This window comes from Escherichia sp. MOD1-EC6475 (assembly GCF_003046645.1).
Lineage (GTDB): Bacteria > Pseudomonadota > Gammaproteobacteria > Enterobacterales > Enterobacteriaceae > Escherichia > Escherichia ruysiae.
The window spans coordinates 72396-88088 of record NZ_PZKQ01000030.1; the positions used below are offsets into that span (position 1 = coordinate 72396).

Sequence of the window (15693 nt, forward strand, 5' to 3'; positions counted from 1 at the left end):
CATCTAATCCAACCAGCCCCAGGCAAGACGAATGGCTATTTGCCTCGTTTTGCTGCCATCATCGCTTTCAGATTCGCCAGATGGCTTTGCCCTTTCTGCATCCGTTCTTCGGCGCTTACCACTTTGCGCTCTTGTTCCCAAATCAGATCATCCTGCGGTAATTCCAGCAGAAAGCGGCTCGGTTCCGGACGTACCAGTTCACCGTACTGACGACGCTCTTTACACAGCGTAAAGGTCAACTCTTTCTGAGCGCGGGTGATGCCGACATAGGCCAGCCGCCGCTCTTCATCGATATTATCCTCGTCGATGCTGCTTTGGTGCGGCAAAAATCCCTCTTCCATACCGACCATGTAAACATAGGGAAACTCCAGCCCTTTCGACGCGTGCAGAGTCATCAGTTGCACCTGATCAAGCTCTTCGTCACTCTCGCCACGCTCCATCATGTCGCGCAGAGTAAAGCGCGTCACCACCTGGGTGAGCGTCATCGGCTCATCCAGTTCGCTACCTTCCAGCATCTCCGTCATCCAGCTAAATAACTGGTTAACGTTCTTCATGCGCATTTCGGCGGCTTTCGGGCTGGGTGACGTTTCGTATAACCAGGATTCATAATCCATCCCGTGGATCAGATCGCGCACTGCGGCGATAGGCTCCCGCTCCGCCAGTCGCTGGATTTCCGCCAGCCAGTGAGTAAATCGGGTCAACGCTTCATAACCACGTCCACTCAGTGTCTGACTCAACCCCATATCAAAGCTGGCGGTAAACATACTTTTATTACGCGTCATCGCCCACTCGCCCAGCTTTTTCAGCGTCGCCGGGCCAATCTCTCGCTTCGGCGTGTTAACGATACGCAGGAACGCACTATCATCGTCCGGATTAGTCAGTACACGCAGATAAGCCAGCAAATCCTTGATTTCAGGGCGGGAGAAGAATGAAGTACCGCCGGATATTTTGTACGGGATGCGGTTTTGCATCAGGAATTTTTCAAACACCCGCGACTGATGGTTGCCGCGATAGAGAATGGCGTAATCTTTGTACTGTGTTTTGTTGACGAAGTGATGCGCAATCAGCTCGCCGGTAACGCGCTCGGCTTCATGTTCTTCGTTATTCGCGCTTAAAACTTTTAGTTCCGCGCCGTAGCCAAGTTCGGAGAACAGACGCTTTTCAAATACGTGCGGGTTATTGGCGATCAGGATGTTCGCCGCTTTCAAAATACGCCCGGAAGAGCGGTAATTCTGCTCAAGCTTAATCACCTTCAACGTTGGGAAATCCTGGCTCAATAGCACCAGGTTTTGCGGACGGGCACCGCGCCAGGAGTAGATCGACTGGTCATCGTCACCCACCACAGTAAAGCGTGCACGGCTACCCACCAGCAGTTTCACCAGTTCATACTGGCTGGTGTTGGTGTCCTGATACTCATCCACCAGCAGGTAGCGAATCTTGTTTTGCCAGCGTTCGCGTACTTCCTCATTGCGTTGCAGCAGCAACGTCGGCAATAAAATCAGATCGTCGAAGTCGAGAACATTGCACGCTTTCAGGTGCGCATCATACAGCCCATAACAATGGGCAAAAATGCGATCCCGCTCGCCTTTTGCCTCTGCCGCCGCCTGCGCAGGAGTTTTGAGATCATTCTTCCAGTTAGAGATGGTTGAGATCAGCTGTTGCAGCAGAACTTTGTCATCTTCAATCAGTCCTTCGGTCAGCTCTTTGAGCAAAGCCAGCTGATCGGTATCGTCAAACAGCGAAAAGTTCGCTTTCATCCCCAACGCCGCATACTCGCGTTTGATGATATCCAGCCCCAGCGTGTGGAAAGTGGAGATCATCAGCCCACGCGCCTCTTTGCGCCCCAGCGTCTGCCCGACACGCTCTTTCATCTCACGCGCTGCCTTATTGGTAAAGGTCACCGCCGCGATATGTCTCGCCTGATAACCGCAGCCACGGATCAGATGGGCGATTTTATTAGTGATAACACGAGTCTTGCCGGAACCCGCGCCCGCCAGCACCAGGCAGGGGCCGGTAACGAATTCGACAGCTTGTTGTTGGCCGGGGTTTAGACGCATAGGAGTATTGCTCAATCTTCGAACGGGGGGAGGATTGTAGCAGAATCGCATTTGAATGTGACCGAGTGTAAACCGCTAACCGGATAACGACTGATGTTTAAATCAGAGAGGAAAGGCCGAAACCGGAATTCATCGTGAATCCATTAGACTTAGAAAATATCGGGTCGTAACGTTGTGTTATTATTTTTCAGAGTTTACTAAGGAGAGGTTTACTCGTGGCGATTAATTTCAGCCCTAAGGTTGGTGAAATACTGGAATGCAACTTTGGTAACTATCCTGTTAGCCAGAATGGACAGATCAGTACGGCGTATTACGATGGCCGCATTCCACCTGAGATGATAAAAAACAGGCTGGTTGTCGTGCTCAATGGAAAAATTAATGGCAATGCATGTATCGTCGTTCCATGATCAACCACTCGCGACCATGACAAGTTAAATCGTGGAATGCATGTTGAAATAGCCAGTAATGTTATCAATGACCTGCAATTCTTTGATCAGCAGATACGTTGGGCCAAAGCCGACCTGGTACAACAAGTCAGTCGAAATCAATTAAACAGAGCAAGGACTTATAGAGGGTATCTTAATCAATGTTTGCCGCATGAATTGGTTGCAGACATACAGAGGGCGGTCATCAAGTCAATCAATGCCATATCGCTCATAAATTGACAATAAAATCACCATCCTCGATAATGACTCTGTAGCCCATAGAGGCCCTAAGTTTACTCCCCTTGAGGGACCTGCGAAGCCCGGATTTTCCGGGCTTTTGCCATATATGTACCAGCCCCTCTCCCTGACTGACACTTTTTAATTCAAGGCACAATCATGGCAAAAACAGCAGCAGCACTGCATATCCTTGTAAAAGAAGAGAAACTGGCTCTGGAACTTCTGGAGCAGATCAAGAACGGCGCCGATTTCGGCAAGCTGGCGAAGAAACACTCCATTTGCCCGTCAGGCAAACGCGGCGGTGATTTAGGTGAATTCCGCCAGGGTCAGATGGTTCCGGCGTTCGATAAAGTGGTTTTCTCTTGTCCGGTGCTGGAGCCGACTGGCCCGCTGCATACCCAGTTCGGATATCACATTATTAAGGTGCTGTACCGTAACTAACAGCAAGGCCTTCTCCGGGAGAAGGCCTTGAGTGTTTTCTCCCTCTCCCACAGGGAGAGGGCATCAGCGCACACTTAACCCGCAACAGCAATACGTTTCATATCCGTCATATAACCGCGCAGTTTCTTACCAACCTGCTCAATCGCATGGCTGCGAATCGCATCATTTACATCACGCAACTGCGCGTTATCTACCGCACCTTCAGGAATAGCTTTACCCAGGTCGCCCGGCTGCAACTCTGCCATAAACGGTTTCAGCAGCGGTACGCAAGCGTAAGAGAACAGGTAGTTACCGTACTCAGCGGTATCGGAAATAACCACGTTCATTTCGTACAGACGCTTACGGGCGATGGTGTTAGCAATCAGCGGCAGTTCGTGCAGTGATTCATAGTAAGCCGACTCTTCGATGATGCCGGAATCAACCATGGTTTCGAACGCCAGCTCAACGCCCGCTTTCACCATTGCGATCATCAGCACGCCTTTATCGAAGTACTCCTGCTCGCCGATTTTACCTTCATACTGCGGTGCGGTTTCGAACGCGGTTTTGCCGGTCTCTTCACGCCAGGTCAGCAGTTTCTTATCATCATTAGCCCAGTCAGCCATCATGCCAGAGGAGAATTCACCGGAGATGATGTCGTCCATATGTTTCTGGAACAGCGGCGCCATGATCTCTTTCAGTTGTTCTGACAGCGCATAAGCACGCAGTTTCGCCGGGTTAGAGAGCCTGTCCATCATCAGGGTGATGCCGCCCTGTTTCAGGGCTTCGGTGATGGTTTCCCAGCCGAACTGAATCAGTTTTTCTGCATATGCCGGATCAGTGCCTTCTTCTACCAGCTTGTCGAAGCACAGCAGAGAACCAGCCTGCAACATACCGCACAGGATAGTTTGTTCACCCATCAGGTCTGATTTAACTTCCGCAACGAAAGAGGATTCCAGAACGCCGGCACGATGACCGCCGGTTGCTGCCGCCCAGGCTTTAGCAATCGCCATGCCTTCACCTTTCGGATCGTTTTCCGGGTGAACGGCGATCAGCGTCGGTACGCCGAATCCACGTTTGTACTCTTCACGCACTTCGGTGCCAGGACATTTCGGCGCAACCATCACTACGGTGATGTCTTTACGGATCTGCTCGCCCACTTCTACGATATTGAAACCGTGAGAGTAACCCAGCGCCGCGCCATCTTTCATCAGCGGCTGAACAGAACGCACTACGTCGGAGTGCTGTTTGTCTGGCGTCAGGTTAACGACAAGATCCGCCTGCGGGATCAGCTCTTCGTAAGTGCCTACTTTAAAACCGTTTTCGGTCGCTTTACGCCAGGACGCACGCTTTTCGGCAATCGCTTCTTTTCGCAGGGCATAGGAGATATCCAGACCAGAATCACGCATGTTCAGACCCTGGTTGAGACCCTGCGCGCCACAACCGACGATGACCACTTTTTTACCCTGAAGGTAGCTCGCGCCGTCAGCGAATTCGTCGCGCCCCATAAAGCGACATTTACCCAACTGTGCCAGCTGCTGGCGCAGATTCAGTGTATTGAAGTAGTTAGCCATGGTGATTCCTCGTGATGTTGTGCTTCTTATTGTTCGGTTCGCTGTTGAGCGAGAATGTCACCACATTACAACAGGAAATTTATTGCGGAAATTGATATATTCACAACGTCACATTGCAATTTCTGCAACGTCATGACTGGGGGTTAAGCCTGTGGATTTACGCGACCTGAAAATGTTTCTACATCTGGCAGAAAGCCGCCATTTTGGCCGTAGCGCACGGGCGATGCACGTTAGCCCATCCACGCTCTCACGGCAGATTCAGCGCCTGGAAGAAGATCTCGGCCAACCGCTTTTTGTACGCGATAACCGCACGGTAACGCTGACGGAAGCGGGCGAAGAGTTGCGCGTTTTCGCCCAGCAAACTCTGTTGCAGTATCAGCAATTGCGCCACACCATCGACCAGCAAGGGCCGTCGCTCTCTGGAGAATTACATATCTTCTGCTCGGTGACCGCCGCTTACAGTCATCTTCCACCGATTCTTGATCGCTTCCGTGCGGAACACCCGTCGGTGGAGATTAAACTCACTACCGGTGATGCGGCGGATGCAATGGAAAAAGTGGTTACCGGAGAAGCGGATCTGGCGATAGCCGGTAAGCCAGAGACTCTGCCAGGTGCGGTGGCATTTTCGATGCTGGAGAATCTGGCGGTGGTGCTGATCGCGCCTGCGCTGCCCTGCCCGGTGCGTAATCAGGTATCAGTCGAAAAGCCCGACTGGTCAACGGTGCCGTTTATCATGGCCGATCAAGGGCCGGTACGCCGCCGCATTGAGTTGTGGTTTCGACGTAACAAAATCAGTAACCCGGTGATTTACGCCACGGTTGGTGGGCATGAAGCGATGGTATCAATGGTGGCGCTTGGCTGTGGCGTGGCGCTGCTGCCAGAAGTGGTGCTGGATAATAGCCCTGAACCAGTACGTAACCGCGTGATGATTCTTGATCGCAGTGATGAGAAAACGCCGTTTGAGCTGGGCGTTTGTGCGCAGAAAAAGCGGCTACATGAGCCGCTGATTGAAGCGTTCTGGAAGATTTTGCCGAACCATTAACCCGCCAAAAAGAACCTGAACGCCGGGTTATTAGTTTCGTCGTGGCAATCGTAGCCCAGCTCATTCAGCCGGGTTTCGAAATCCGGTTCATGGTCACCAAGCTCGAACGCCGCCAGTACGCGCCCGTAGTCAGTACCGTGGCTGCGATAGTGGAACAGCGAGATGTTCCAGTGCGTACCCAGCGTGTTGAGGAAGCGCAGCAGCGCGCCCGGCGATTCCGGGAATTCGAAACTGTAGAGGCGCTCCTGCAACGGATGCGATGGACGCCCGCCGACCATATAGCGCACATGCAGCTTCGCCATTTCGTCGTCGGAGAGATCAACCACGCTGTAGCCGCCGTCGTTAAGCATCTGCAAAATTTCTTTGCGCTCTTCGAGGCCGCGACTTAAGCGCACGCCGACAAAAATGCAGGCGTTTTTCGCATCAGCAAAACGGTAGTTGAACTCGGTGACCGAACGCCCGCCAAGCAACTGGCAGAACTTCAGAAAGCTGCCCTTCTCTTCCGGGATAGTCACCGCCAGCAACGCTTCACGTTGTTCGCCCAGTTCGCAACGTTCCGAGACGTAGCGCAGACCATGGAAGTTCACGTTGGCACCAGAAAGAATATGCGCCAGACGTTCACCGCGAATGTTGTGCTGGGCGATATATTTTTTCATCCCCGCCAGCGCCAGAGCGCCAGAGGGTTCCGCCACTGCGCGCACATCTTCGAACAGATCTTTCATCGCCGCGCAAATGGCATCGCTATCGACGGTGATGATGTCATCGAGATACTCCTGGCACAAACGGAAGGTTTCGTCGCCGATGCGTTTTACCGCAACGCCTTCAGCGAACAGCCCCACACGCGGCAAATCAACCGGATGACCCGCATCCAGCGCCGCTTTCAGACAGGCGGAATCTTCTGCTTCTACGGCGATAACTTTGATTTGCGGCATCAGTTGTTTGATCAGTACAGCTACGCCTGCCGCCAGGCCACCGCCACCAACCGGCACAAATACGCGGTCGAGATGGGCGTCCTGCTGGAGCAGTTCCAGCGCCAGCGTGCCCTGCCCGGCGATCACCATCGGATGATCGAACGGCGGCACCCAGGTGAAGCCCTGCTGCTGAGACAATTCAATCGCTTTGGCTTTTGCTTCGTCAAAGTTCGCGCCGTGAAGCAGCACTTCGCCGCCGAAGCCGCGCACCGCGTCGACTTTGATGTCGGCGGTAGCGGTTGGCATGACGATCAGCGCCTTCACACCTAACCGAGCGGAGGAAAACGCGACACCTTGCGCATGGTTACCCGCCGAGGCAGTGATCACACCGTGCGCTTTCTGTTCTTCCGTCAGACCTGCCATCATGGCGTATGCGCCGCGCAGCTTGAAGCTGTGCACTGGCTGGCGGTCTTCGCGCTTCACCAGTATCACGTTATCAAGACGCGACGACAGTTTTTCCATTTTCTGTAGCGGCGTGACCTGTGCCGCTTCATAGACCGGCGCACGTAGCACCGCTCTTAAATATTCGGCACCTTCTGGGGCACCGGACAGGGGTTGTGAGTCAGCCATTATTACCCCCCCAGTTTCGATTTATCGCGCACCGCACCTTTGTCGGCGCTGGTCGCCAGGCTGGCGTAAGCGCGCAAAGCAAAGGAGACCTGACGTTCACGGTTTTTCGGCGTCCAGGCTTTGTCGCCACGGGCTTCCTGCGCTTCACGACGCGCCGCCAGTTCGGCATCGCTTACCTGCAACTGAATGCCACGGTTCGGAATGTCGATGGCGATCAGGTCACCATCTTCAATCAGGCCAATGCTACCGCCGCTTGCCGCTTCCGGCGATACGTGACCGATGGAAAGGCCAGACGTACCGCCAGAGAAACGACCGTCGGTGATCAGCGCACAGGCTTTGCCAAGACCCATCGATTTCAGGAAGCTGGTTGGGTAGAGCATTTCCTGCATCCCAGGGCCGCCTTTCGGGCCTTCGTAGCGAATAACAACCACATCGCCAGCGACAACTTTGCCGCCGAGAATCGCTTCTACCGCGTCATCCTGGCTTTCGTACACTTTCGCCGGGCCGGTGAATTTGAGGATGCTGTCATCGACGCCCGCCGTTTTAACGATGCAGCCGTTTTCCGCGAAGTTGCCGTAAAGCACCGCCAGGCCGCCGTCTTTGCTGTAGGCGTGCTCCAGCGAGCGGATGCAGCCGTTAGCGCGATCGTCATCGAGAGAATCCCAACGGCAATCCTGCGAGAATGCCTGTGTAGTGCGGATTCCCGCCGGGCCAGCGCGGAACATATTTTTCACCGCATCATCTTGAGTCAGCATGACATCGTATTGTTCCAGCGTTTGCGACAAGGTCAGGCCGAGCACGTTTTTCACATCACGGTTCAGTAACCCTGCGCGATCCAGTTCGCCGAGAATACCGATCACGCCACCAGCACGGTGAACATCTTCCATATGGTATTTTGGGGTGCTCGGCGCAACTTTGCACAACTGCGGGACTTTACGCGAAAGTTTGTCGATATCACTCATGGTGAAGTCGATTTCCGCTTCTTGTGCCGCCGCCAGCAGGTGAAGAACCGTGTTGGTAGAGCCGCCCATCGCGATATCCAGCGTCATGGCGTTTTCAAACGCCGCTTTACTGGCGATATTACGCGGCAGTGCGCTTTCGTCGTTTTGCTCGTAGTAACGTTTGGTTAATTCAACAATGCGTTTACCGGCATTAAGGAACAGCTGCTTACGGTCCGCGTGGGTTGCCAGTAGCGAGCCGTTACCTGGCTGCGACAGACCCAGAGCTTCGGTCAGGCAGTTCATCGAGTTAGCAGTGAACATCCCGGAGCAGGAACCACAGGTTGGACAGGCCGAACGTTCAACCTGATCGCTCTGGGAGTCAGAAACTTTCGGATCTGCCCCCTGGATCATCGCATCAACCAGATCAAGCTTGATTAACTGATCGGATAGTTTGGTTTTCCCGGCCTCCATCGGGCCGCCGGAAACAAAGATCACCGGAATATTCAGGCGCAGAGAGGCCATCAGCATCCCTGGGGTGATTTTGTCGCAGTTAGAGATGCAAACCATGGCATCGGCGCAGTGAGCGTTGACCATATACTCAACGGAATCAGCGATCAGTTCGCGAGATGGCAGTGAATAAAGCATCCCCCCGTGGCCCATGGCGATCCCATCATCCACCGCAATGGTGTTGAACTCTTTGGCAACGCCGCCAGCCGCTTCAATTTGTTCAGCGACCAGTTTACCGAGATCGCGCAGATGGACGTGACCCGGTACAAATTGAGTGAACGAGTTCACAATAGCGATAATCGGCTTGCCGAAATCGGCGTCGGTCATTCCGGTGGCGCGCCACAGCGCACGAGCACCCGCCATATTACGACCATGAGTGGTGGTGGCGGAACGGTACTTAGGCATACTTTATTTACTCCCAGTGTCTGTCTCGTAAATGGGACGGTGCGTGCCGTCCCATTTTTTGTATTTATTGATTAACCTGATCCAACCAGCCCCATTTATCTTCGGTTTCGCCGGTGAAGAGGCCGAAGAAGGCTTGCTGGATGCGTTTGGTGACCGGACCACAACGGCCTTCACCCACCTGAATACCGTCGACGCTGCGCACTGGCGTGATTTCAGCCGCCGTACCGGACATAAACACTTCATCCGCAAGATACAGTGATTCACGCGACAGCACCTGCTCACGCACTTCAATTCCCAGCTCTTTCGCCAGTTTGATGATGGCGTCACGGGTAATACCCGGAAGCGCGGAAGAGGTGAACGGCGGGGTGAACAGCACGCCGTCTTTCACTTCAAACAGGTTTTCGCCTGCGCCTTCAGAGATGTAACCATTCACATCCAGCGCGATACCTTCCTGATAACCGTGGCGGCGCGCTTCGCTGCCAACCAGCAGGGAAGAGAGGTAGTTACCCCCCGCTTTCGCAGCGGTTGGAATGGTGTTTGGTGCCGCGCGGTTCCAGGAAGAAACCATCGCGTCGATCCCCTGTTCCAGTGCTTCTGCGCCCAGATAAGCTCCCCACGGGAAAGCGGCAATAATTACGTCGGTGGTGTATCCCGCTGGTGGGTTAACGCCCATGCCAACATCACCTACGAAGATCAGCGGACGGATATAGGCGCTGGTGAGATTGTTTTTACGGATCACTTCGCGGCAAGCTTCCATCAGCTCATCAATGCTCTGCGAAACCGGGAAGCGGTAAATTTTGGCGGAGTCATGCAGACGTTGCATATGCTCACGATGACGGAATACAACTGGTCCTTTATGCGAATCGTAGCAACGGATGCCTTCAAAAACCGAGGTGCCATAGTGCAGCGCGTGCGACATCACATGCACCTTCGCATCTTCCCAGCGAACCATCTCCCCATTGAACCAAATGTAATCAGCTTTCTTCGTGGTCATTTTTATATTCCTTTTGCGCTCAGGCGCGGATTTGTTGTGATGTGGTTGTGCTCTGGCAGATAGCAACGTGTGCGACGTCTACCAGTTTATTTAACTGACTAAACAGTAAGTCGACCGAACGCGGGCTGGCAACGGTCAATTCAATATTTATATTTTGTGCATCGCTGGCGGCAGCCATATTCATTGAGCAAACGTGGAAACCACGATGACGCACCACGCGTAAAACACGTTCTAAGGTTTCCGGATTGAAGCGAGCCGATACATTGACCTGATGTTGCATCATGATAATTTCTCCAACATTTCTGAATTACTGGCGCCGGGCGGCACCAGCGGCCAGACGTTCTCAAGTTCGTCGATTGAGACATGAAGCAGGTATGGCCCATCACTGTTCAGCATGGTGTCGAGTGCCGCTTCAACCTGGTCTTTACGGGTGATGTGTTGGCCAGGGATGCCGAAGGCGCTGGCTAACATGAGGAAATCAGGGTTATCGGTAAGGGTGGTTTCGCTATATCGTTCCTGGAAAAACAGTTGCTGCCATTGTCGAACCATCCCTAACCGCTGGTTATCGAGTAAGACGATTTTCAACGGTAACTGCTTGCGTTTTACGGTGCCCAGCTCTTGTACATTCATCATGAAAGAACCGTCACCGGAGATACAGACGACGGTATCGTTCGGTCGCGCAACTTGTGCGCCAACCGCCGCCGGTAAACCGAAGCCCATAGTGCCTAAACCGCTTGAAGTGATGAAATTTTCCGGGCGAGTGTGGGCGATGTGCTGCGCAGCCCACATCTGATGCTGCCCCACATCAGTGGTCACGACGCAATCCGCAGGTTTACGATCCGACAGTTGTTTTAACAACAACGGCGCGTAGATAGCATCTCCAGGATGATCGTAACGCCAGGCATGTTCACTACGCATTTGTGCGCAGTATTGCTGCCATTCATCGATATTTAACGATTGCTGTAACGCAGGCAACAGCGTGTTTAAATCGCCTTGTAATGCCACATGCGCCTGACGCAGCTTGTTCATTTCTGCCGGGTCGATATCCATATGGATCACGCTGGCATGTGGCGCGAACGTGTTAAGTTTGCCGGTAACCCGGTCATCAAAACGTGCCCCCACGGCGATCAGCAGGTCACATTCCTGCACCGCGAAGTTCGCCGCTTTGGTGCCGTGCATCCCCAGCATCCCCAGATAGTACGGATAATCCGCATCGACTGCGCCCAGCCCTTTCAGCGTGCAGGTGGCAGGCATTTTTGTGGCAGCGAGAAATTCATGCAGAGCAGGAACCGCCTGCGCCATACCCACGCCGCCGCCAACATACAGCATCGGTTTTTGCGCTTTTGCCAGCATCTGGCGCGCTTGCTCGACTTCGGCATGTGGGAAAGTCACTTCGTTTTCAACGGTGGTGAACCAGGGTTCCAGATCACCGCTGGCTAACTGGATATCTTTAGGGATATCGACCAGAACCGGACCGGGACGACCTGAGCTGGCGACATCAAACGCTTCGGCCATGATGCGCGGCAACTCTTCCAGCGACTGTACCAGGAAGCTGTGTTTGGTACAGGCTAACGACAATCCCAGGACATCCACTTCCTGAAATGCGTCGGTGCCGATGAACGGTGCGGACACCTGACCGGTGATCGCAACGACAGGGATGGAATCTAACAGCGCATCTGCCAGACCGGTGATCAGGTTGGTTGCGCCAGGGCCAGATGTGGCGATGCACACACCAGTTCTGCCGGTAGCACGGGCATAACCGATAGCCGCCATTACCGCGCCCTGTTCATGCCGGCACAGCAAGTGTTCCACGCCACCGTCATACAATGCATCGTAAACAGGCATAATTGCGCCACCCGGATAACCGAAAACGGTGTTCACACCCTGTGCCCGCAAAGCATGTACCACCCACTGTGCGCCATTCATAGTTAGTTCCCCGTCCTGAATCTTGAGAAACAGAATTTTGTGCTGTTATTCATTGTCTGCTCCTCGATTATGTTTTTAAGGTCAAAAAAAACCCCCGGACCTTTCGGTGCGGGGGTCTTAGTTCGTTAAGGCTTGATCTCTAAGCCTTTCCTCGTCCAAGTGCAGCCCCGCACGGTGGGATAATAATCACCACCACGCTAATCACGACCAGGCTAATCACTCGTAGAAGGGCTGTCATTTTGTCTTTTCTTGCATCTTGTTCGAAGGAATGCCTAAAGAGTTACCATAGATTTTGCGAATAGCACAAGATATTTTTTATCCGATTCTTATGACTCTCATAATAATTTCTATAAAAACCATTGTTTTTTATATGAATATTTGTGAGTGAAAAAAATTCAATTTCCGTATAATTCTCGCGCTCTTTGAGTGACTATTTTTTGTGCTTTTTATTTTTGCGAGAGTGATTCCATCACTAATACAACTCAAATTACTTTGCATAAATAAACGGGAATCAGCCGCTAAATAACACAATTTCGCAGACTACAGCAGGGATCTCTTATGTTCATAATGGTGGCTTAAGGAGGACTTATGTCACTGTCAATTGTTCATACTCGTGCCGCTCTGGGAGTAAATGCTCCCCCGATCACTGTTGAGGTACATATCAGTAAAGGTCTACCAGGATTAACAATGGTGGGCTTACCAGAAACAACGGTAAAAGAAGCCCGCGATCGCGTGCGCAGCGCCATTATCAATAGCGGATATGAATATCCGGCGAAAAAAATCACCATTAACCTTGCTCCTGCCGATCTACCGAAAGAAGGAGGGCGATATGATTTACCTATCGCCATTGCATTGCTGGCGGCCTCTGAACAGCTTACAGCGAATCAGTTGGATGAATATGAATTAGTGGGCGAACTGGCACTTACGGGCGCTCTGCGTGGCGTTCCCGGCGCAATATCCAGCGCAACTGAAGCCATTAAGTCAGGCAGAAAGATTATCGTCGCGAAAGACAACGAAGCTGAAGTGGGGTTAATTAACGGTGAAGGGTGTCTGATAGCTGATCATCTACAAACTGTCTGTGCGTTTCTGGAAGGTAAACATTCTCTCGAACGTCCTAAATCAACTGATGCCGTATCCAGTGTATTACAACATGATCTCAGTGATGTTGTGGGTCAGGAGCAAGGAAAGCGAGGACTGGAAATTACTGCTGCTGGCGGACACAACCTTTTATTGATTGGACCGCCGGGAACAGGCAAAACGATGCTCGCCAGCCGTATTAATGGCCTGTTGCCAGATTTAAGCAATGAAGAGGCACTGGAGAGTGCCGCAATATTAAGTCTGGTAAATGCCGAATCAGTGCAAAAAAAATGGCGGCAGCGCCCGTTCCGCTCACCGCACCACAGTGCGTCGTTAACTGCGATGGTGGGCGGTGGCGCAATTCCCGGGCCTGGTGAAATTTCGCTGGCTCATAACGGCGTACTTTTTCTTGATGAACTACCTGAATTTGAACGGCGTACACTGGATGCCTTGCGGGAACCCATAGAGTCAGGGCAAATCCATCTTTCACGCACACGAGCAAAAATAACCTATCCAGCCCGTTTCCAGCTTGTTGCGGCGATGAATCCCAGCCCAACAGGACATTATCAAGGGAACCATAACCGCTGCACGCCGGAACAAACGCTGCGCTATCTCAACCGACTCTCCGGTCCCTTTCTTGACCGCTTTGACCTCTCACTGGAGATCCCGCTACCGCCACCCGGTATTTTGAGCAAAGCGGTCATTCAGGGGGAAAGCAGCGCCACCGTTAAACAACGTGTAATGGCCGCCAGAGAGCGCCAATTTAAGCGGCAGAATAAACTGAATGCCTGGCTGGATAGTCCGGAAATACGACAATTTTGCAAGCTTGAGAGCGAGGACGCACAGTGGCTGGAAGAAACGCTAATCCATCTGGGGTTATCGATTCGTGCCTGGCAGCGGTTACTGAAAGTATCAAGAACCATAGCTGATATTGATCAGTCTGACACCATCACACGTCAACATTTACAAGAGGCTGTAAGTTATCGGGCTATCGACCGTTTGCTCATCCATTTGCAAAAGCTGCTGACGTAAAAAAAGGGCATTTCGCCCTTTTTATTAATCGTCGGAATCGGTGTAGTCTTCAGCACCTTCGACCTGCGGTTTACCGCCGGAAAGAGTGTGAAAACGTTTTGGACGCTTGATACGCGTCATATACTTGGACCACACGCGTTCTGCTTCTGTCACTGGCTCACGTTCGCCACGGCATACTGCTACGAAGAGTTTCTCTTCCTCGGTAACCGGCTCGCGTTTGCCGAGATCCAGCTCATTGAAGGCATAACCATGACGTTCAAGCAGTTGTGCCTCTTTGATGGTGAAATCACCATGACGAGAGAATCCACGTGGATAATGTTTATTGTCGAAATATCGATTAGTCGTCGTAAAGCTTTCCGCCATCCTGCACGCTCCTAATTCTTTGACCGAGCTAGTTATGGCGCGGAGTATTAGTTACGCTTGACAGAGTGTAAAACAAAACATTTAAATCATAACGACAAATAATTTTGCGGAGAGCACTGTGGATACGGAATTGTTAAAAACTTTCCTGGAAGTTAGCCGAACGCGTCACTTTGGCCGAGCGGCTGAATCGCTCTATCTGACCCAGTCAGCAGTGAGCTTTCGGATCAGACAACTGGAAAATCAGCTGGGTGTGAATCTTTTCACCCGTCACAGAAACAATATCCGTTTAACCGCTGCTGGTGAAAAGCTTTTGCCTTATGCAGAAACACTCATGAGCACCTGGCAGACCGCACGTAAGGAGGTAGCGCATACCTCACGACATAATGAGTTTTCTATCGGTGCCAGCGCCTCGTTGTGGGAATGTATGCTTAATCAGTGGCTGGGACGCTTGTATCAAAATCAGGATGCCCATACAGGCTTACAGTTCGAAGCGCGAATTGCCCAACGGCAGTCTCTGGTAAAACAGTTGCATGAACGCCAGCTTGATCTTCTTATTACTACTGAAGCACCCAAAATGGATGAATTTAGTAGTCAGTTACTGGGGCATTTTACTTTAGCACTCTATACCAGTGCCCCTTCTAAGCTAAAAGGTGATCTTAACTATCTCCGTCTGGAATGGGGGCCGGATTTTCAACAACATGAGGCTGGTTTGATCGGTGCTGATGAAGTTCCAATGCTAACAACCAGTTCTGCTGAACTGGCACAGCAACAGATTGCGATGCTTAATGGTTGCACATGGCTACCGGTGAGTTGGGCACGTAAGAAAGGCGGACTGCATACCGTTGTCGACAGCACAACTCTTTCACGACCGCTCTATGCCATATGGCTGCAAAATAGCGATAAAAATGCGTTGATTCGCGATCTATTGAAAATTAACGTACTGGATGATGTGTATTAATCAAAATGGCCGGCAAGGATGCCGATGGAAGGATTTACTTCGGAGAGGGTTATTTCAGACAAAAAAAATCCTTAGCTTTCGCTAAGGATGATTTCTGGCAGGGGCGGAGAGACTCGAACTCCCAACACCCGGTTTTGGAGACCGGTGCTCTACCAATTGAACTACGCCCCTAATTAGGGTGGCGGAACGGACGGGAC

The 15693-nt window shown here is 52.1% G+C and carries 14 protein-coding genes, 1 tRNA gene and 1 pseudogene; 5 read left to right on the top strand and 11 right to left on the bottom strand.

The annotated features are described in order from the left end of the window. Window positions 1-35: 35 nt before the first annotated feature. A complete protein-coding gene (rep, locus tag A7589_RS10930; protein WP_001238878.1) occupies window positions 36-2057 on the bottom strand; it encodes a DNA helicase Rep in 2022 nt (673 codons plus the stop codon). Between the two features lie 215 nt (window positions 2058-2272). Between rep and A7589_RS10935 the strand changes: the two are divergent. Together A7589_RS10935 and ppiC are read left to right on the top strand one after the other, a co-directional pair. Then, a pseudogene (locus A7589_RS10935) lies at window positions 2273-2722 on the top strand (type II toxin-antitoxin system PemK/MazF family toxin). Window positions 2723-2878: 156 nt separating this feature from the next. Next, the gene (gene ppiC / locus A7589_RS10940; RefSeq protein ID WP_001140258.1) at window positions 2879-3160 is read left to right on the top strand and encodes a peptidylprolyl isomerase PpiC; all 282 of its coding nucleotides are present in this window, start codon (window positions 2879-2881) and stop codon (window positions 3158-3160) included. Between the two features lie 74 nt (window positions 3161-3234). Here ppiC and ilvC read toward each other — a convergent pair whose 3' ends face one another. Continuing rightward, the gene (ilvC, locus tag A7589_RS10945; protein ID WP_000024944.1) at window positions 3235-4710 is read right to left on the bottom strand and encodes a ketol-acid reductoisomerase; all 1476 of its coding nucleotides are present in this window, start codon (window positions 4708-4710) and stop codon (window positions 3235-3237) included. A gap of 151 nt (window positions 4711-4861) precedes the next feature. Here ilvC and ilvY point away from each other — a divergent pair, with 151 nt between their 5' ends. Next, on the top strand, window positions 4862-5752 hold the full coding sequence (ilvY, locus tag A7589_RS10950) for an HTH-type transcriptional activator IlvY (protein ID WP_000365756.1): 891 nt from the start codon (window positions 4862-4864) through the stop codon (window positions 5750-5752). On the opposite strand, the gene ilvA is transcribed toward ilvY, so the two are convergent. The 7 genes from ilvA to ilvL all read right to left on the bottom strand — a co-directional run bounded on the left by ilvA (window position 5749) and on the right by ilvL (window position 12304). Beyond that, window positions 5749-7293, bottom strand: a complete 1545-nt coding sequence (gene ilvA / locus A7589_RS10955; protein ID WP_000785599.1) for a threonine ammonia-lyase, biosynthetic — start codon at window positions 7291-7293, stop codon at window positions 5749-5751. The two genes, ilvY and ilvA, sit on opposite strands and share 4 nt — an antisense overlap. A gap of 2 nt (window positions 7294-7295) precedes the next feature. Continuing rightward, on the bottom strand, window positions 7296-9146 hold the full coding sequence (gene ilvD / locus A7589_RS10960; protein ID WP_001127360.1) for a dihydroxy-acid dehydratase: 1851 nt from the start codon (window positions 9144-9146) through the stop codon (window positions 7296-7298). 64 nt (window positions 9147-9210) lie between these two features. Continuing rightward, window positions 9211-10140, bottom strand: coding sequence for a branched-chain-amino-acid transaminase (gene ilvE, locus A7589_RS10965; RefSeq protein ID WP_000208524.1), 930 nt, complete (start codon window positions 10138-10140; stop codon window positions 9211-9213). Between the two features lie 19 nt (window positions 10141-10159). Then, a complete protein-coding gene (gene ilvM / locus A7589_RS10970; protein WP_000983255.1) occupies window positions 10160-10423 on the bottom strand; it encodes an acetolactate synthase 2 small subunit in 264 nt (87 codons plus the stop codon). Then, window positions 10420-12066, bottom strand: coding sequence for an acetolactate synthase 2 catalytic subunit (gene ilvG / locus A7589_RS10975; protein WP_001012643.1), 1647 nt, complete (start codon window positions 12064-12066; stop codon window positions 10420-10422). Before ilvG ends, ilvM begins: the two co-directional genes overlap by 4 nt. 2 nt (window positions 12067-12068) lie before the next feature. Further along, a complete protein-coding gene (gene ilvX, locus A7589_RS10980; RefSeq protein ID WP_001387183.1) occupies window positions 12069-12119 on the bottom strand; it encodes a peptide IlvX in 51 nt (16 codons plus the stop codon). An 86-nt stretch (window positions 12120-12205) separates the two neighbouring features. Continuing rightward, window positions 12206-12304, bottom strand: coding sequence for an ilv operon leader peptide (gene ilvL, locus A7589_RS10985; protein ID WP_001311244.1), 99 nt, complete (start codon window positions 12302-12304; stop codon window positions 12206-12208). 350 nt (window positions 12305-12654) lie between these two features. On the opposite strand from ilvL, the gene A7589_RS10990 reads away from it, so the two are divergent. After that, a complete protein-coding gene (locus A7589_RS10990) occupies window positions 12655-14175 on the top strand; it encodes a YifB family Mg chelatase-like AAA ATPase (RefSeq protein ID WP_000059003.1) in 1521 nt (506 codons plus the stop codon). Window positions 14176-14199: 24 nt separating this feature from the next. Here A7589_RS10990 and maoP read toward each other — a convergent pair whose 3' ends face one another. Beyond that, window positions 14200-14538 (bottom strand): macrodomain Ori organization protein MaoP, encoded by a 339-nt coding sequence (gene maoP / locus A7589_RS10995; RefSeq protein WP_000841001.1) that lies wholly within the window; start codon window positions 14536-14538, stop codon window positions 14200-14202. Window positions 14539-14656: 118 nt separating this feature from the next. On the opposite strand from maoP, the gene hdfR reads away from it, so the two are divergent. Next, window positions 14657-15496, top strand: a complete 840-nt coding sequence (hdfR, locus tag A7589_RS11000) for an HTH-type transcriptional regulator HdfR (RefSeq protein ID WP_000379260.1) — start codon at window positions 14657-14659, stop codon at window positions 15494-15496. Between the two features lie 95 nt (window positions 15497-15591). On the opposite strand, the gene A7589_RS11005 is transcribed toward hdfR, so the two are convergent. Then, window positions 15592-15667, bottom strand: a tRNA-Trp gene (locus tag A7589_RS11005). Window positions 15668-15693: the final 26 nt, after the last annotated feature.

Coding starts and splice junctions, on each gene's coding strand:
- ilvL (WP_001311244.1), bottom strand. CDS start 12,304: ATGACAGCCCTTCTACGAGTGATTAGCCTGGTCGTGATTAGCGTGGTG.
- ilvC (WP_000024944.1), bottom strand. CDS start 4,710: ATGGCTAACTACTTCAATACACTGAATCTGCGCCAGCAGCTGGCACAG.
- ilvG (WP_001012643.1), bottom strand. CDS start 12,066: ATGAATGGCGCACAGTGGGTGGTACATGCTTTGCGGGCACAGGGTGTG.
- A7589_RS10990 (WP_000059003.1), top strand. CDS start 12,655: ATGTCACTGTCAATTGTTCATACTCGTGCCGCTCTGGGAGTAAATGCT.
- rep (WP_001238878.1), bottom strand. CDS start 2,057: ATGCGTCTAAACCCCGGCCAACAACAAGCTGTCGAATTCGTTACCGGC.
- ilvA (WP_000785599.1), bottom strand. CDS start 7,293: ATGGCTGACTCACAACCCCTGTCCGGTGCCCCAGAAGGTGCCGAATAT.
- maoP (WP_000841001.1), bottom strand. CDS start 14,538: ATGGCGGAAAGCTTTACGACGACTAATCGATATTTCGACAATAAACAT.
- ilvE (WP_000208524.1), bottom strand. CDS start 10,140: ATGACCACGAAGAAAGCTGATTACATTTGGTTCAATGGGGAGATGGTT.
- ilvM (WP_000983255.1), bottom strand. CDS start 10,423: ATGATGCAACATCAGGTCAATGTATCGGCTCGCTTCAATCCGGAAACC.
- ppiC (WP_001140258.1), top strand. CDS start 2,879: ATGGCAAAAACAGCAGCAGCACTGCATATCCTTGTAAAAGAAGAGAAA.
- ilvD (WP_001127360.1), bottom strand. CDS start 9,146: ATGCCTAAGTACCGTTCCGCCACCACCACTCATGGTCGTAATATGGCG.